Source organism: Selenomonas ruminantium subsp. lactilytica TAM6421, assembly GCF_000284095.1.
GTDB classification, from domain to species: domain Bacteria; phylum Bacillota; class Negativicutes; order Selenomonadales; family Selenomonadaceae; genus Selenomonas_A; species Selenomonas_A lactilytica.
Genome location: NC_017072.1, coordinates 1 through 2614, shown reverse-complemented (window position 1 = coordinate 2614; position 2614 = coordinate 1). Strand labels below are relative to the sequence as shown.

The following is a 2614-nucleotide window of genomic DNA, read 5'->3' as shown; positions in this document are numbered from 1 at the left end:
ATAGAGACCCCTTTGTTGTTATTGGTTTTTCCTCGCAAGAAAATCATAGCACAAAGTGGTCTTTTTTACTACCCTAAATTTTCACTTTAATTTTCCTTTAATCCCGCATAAATAAAGGGATTAGGCTATTTTTAATTCCGACCTATACGCCTCAAGTATCAAGATAAGAAAAAACACCCCTCGAAAATGACACTTTCCGAGGGGTGTTTTGTGGTTCAAAATTAATTACAACACACCATAAGTCAAGTTTGCACAGGGGAACCTCTGGCGGGTTCCCCATAAAGTTAAGTTCTAGGCTTCTCAGTTTCGTTTCTACGCCCCTCCAGCCCCTAAGAGGGGAAAGTGTATGTATTCGCTCCTAGAAACGCTCTACGGGCTTTCTAGGGCTCCTGGTGCCTTAGTTCAGTTTCACGAGCGGGCAGACGGCAAAGCCGCTGCAGGAGATGGCCACCCTTGGTGGCCATGTTCGTCATAAACTGCTGCGTCTTTTTCATGGGGACCGTTAAAAACGGCTACCATGTTCACTTAGGAGTTTCAAGAAACTCCGTGAACCCCTTCGGGGGCTTTGCCGTTCGCTCCTCTCTCTGAACTGCGTTGCTTTTCCGGAAGGCGCACTTATGAGTGTCTCGAATTTGCCAATTCAGACACCCCTCGTGCTTTTCAGAATGCGCACTTATGAGTTTCTCCAAACTCATGTGCTTGGCTGCCATCACTGGCAGTAAATTTGCGCCCTCTGGGCTTACTGGTTTTCGGTGATTTGAAAAGTGTAAACAGAAATCAAAATGCAGGATTTGAAAAGTTAATATATAATCAAGCAACGCAGTTCAAGGAGCAAAGCGACTGGCAGAAAATGCTTTTTCTTTTGCAAGCCCCGCTTTGCAAAAGTGCGCTTTTGACGTTTCTCGAAAGAGAAACTCCTAAGTGCACATGTAAGCCGTTCTTAACGGCCTACATGAAAGCAAGTAAGCAAAAATTCCCCTACCACATGGAAAGCGATAGGGGAATAAGGGGACGTAGTCACTCATGTGACTACGGCTTAAAAATTATATCATACGTATCAATTTCGCGTAAAGAAAGCCCTGCCATTGGTTACAGGAGACAGGGCTCTTCCGTACGCTTGCCCCAGTATGAAAACTGTTTCCTGTGAGGAATACAAGCCCCACACTATGACAATTTTATTATATCATGAGGCAATAAAAAAGCCCACAGCTAACTGCGGGCTAGACGGCAAGGGCATGCCATCTTATCCGATATTTTATGCCGTGAATATTTGGCAATAAAACGGACAATGCCATTATAGCACAGCAAGCAAGCAAAAGTCTTTTACTTTCGTGGTCTGATGGGGATATTTTCTTGACGATACATTTCGTAATACTCGGTTTCGCGTTTTGCATAATGCTCTAAGTCGGCACACAATGCCTTGACGTTTTCCCGTATCTCATCAGTCCAAATATCCATTTTGTCGTATTGGCGCAGCTGCATCACAGCCAAAAGTATGTTTTCATGGACTTCTGTAATCTCATCACCAGTCATATCATTCCCTCCACCAGCAATTTATGCGCGTAACAGCAAATATATGCATATATCAGCAAATATATGCACCAACATCAGCACGATACTTGAACAGTATCATAGCTACGGCGTTTAGTTCTTGTTTGTCCGTTTCAACGTGTACTAGGTCGCCAGTCTCTATGTCATCAAGCGCCAGCCGGCGCTTATACTCTCGAAAATCCCCGCCAAAGGTAATAAATCGGCAGTTATGTATGCCATGCTTGAGCTGGATCAGCGCTTGCGCTGCTTTCTCTTTGTCTTTCACTTTCAGAAGTCCGTCAACCTTAACAGGATACTTTGCAACTTCCGCCACGGCTTTTGCCGTGGTGTTCTTGATAGCTCTCACGTCCACTTGTGGCTCATAGTCCAGTTTCATCACATTCCGCCACATCACCCGCCAGTCTTCATGAGTGAGATAGCCACCTTCCTTGCCCCTAAAATACTTCGGTGCGAGTTCGAAAATGCAGTGTATATGCGGGTGGAAGTCGTTTCGTTTTGTGTTATATGTCACTTCAATGGCTTTCATATACCCCATCAGGTTTGCCCTGAATGTAGCAGAGGCAGCCATTCCTTTCTTGTCTTGTACCAAGCACTTGAAACCCTCGTTCATGCGCTTGATGGTAGCCCGCAACTCTTCGCCCTTCACGTTCTCCACTGTCAGCGTAACGAATATAAACCGTGCTTTCTTTTCCGCAAGAATAGCATCCGATATTTTCGACACCTGCGAAAATAGTTTCAGTGACCGCCGCCAACCACATAGGGGGCATAGCCTCAAACGGCAGAAATTAGCATTTGCAAGCCTCCGAGTTCCGTCTGCTTGTTGCGCAAATGTGAGCCAAGACCCGCAGTCTTTCAAGGCTTGCAGCCTTGTTTGTGAAATCACGCTCTCGTCTATTTTTCTAGCCGTTTCAAACAGGTTTAGTAATTCCACGCTCTCGCTCTTCCTCTCGCTCCAGGGGCGTTTTCGCCCTGTCCCGCTTAAGTCCTCCAGAACTTCACCAGTACCCTCAATGATTTCCAGCTTGCAATCTTGCTCATTCTCTTGTAAAATAATCATACGCAT

At 45.5% G+C, this 2614-nt stretch carries 2 protein-coding genes; both read right to left on the bottom strand.

Annotated elements, in window-relative coordinates; all coding sequences use genetic code 11:
- Positions 1–1323: 1323 nt before the first annotated feature.
- Positions 1324–1533, bottom strand: coding sequence for a hypothetical protein (locus SELR_RS15655; protein WP_041914922.1), 210 nt, complete (start codon positions 1531–1533; stop codon positions 1324–1326).
- A 52-nt stretch (positions 1534–1585) separates the two neighbouring features.
- The gene (locus SELR_RS15650; RefSeq protein WP_014426088.1) at positions 1586–2614 is read right to left on the bottom strand and encodes a protein rep; all 1029 of its coding nucleotides are present in this window, start codon (positions 2612–2614) and stop codon (positions 1586–1588) included.

Coding starts and splice junctions, on each gene's coding strand:
- SELR_RS15650 (WP_014426088.1), bottom strand. CDS start 2,614: ATGCGTATGATTATTTTACAAGAGAATGAGCAAGATTGCAAGCTGGAA.
- SELR_RS15655 (WP_041914922.1), bottom strand. CDS start 1,533: ATGACTGGTGATGAGATTACAGAAGTCCATGAAAACATACTTTTGGCT.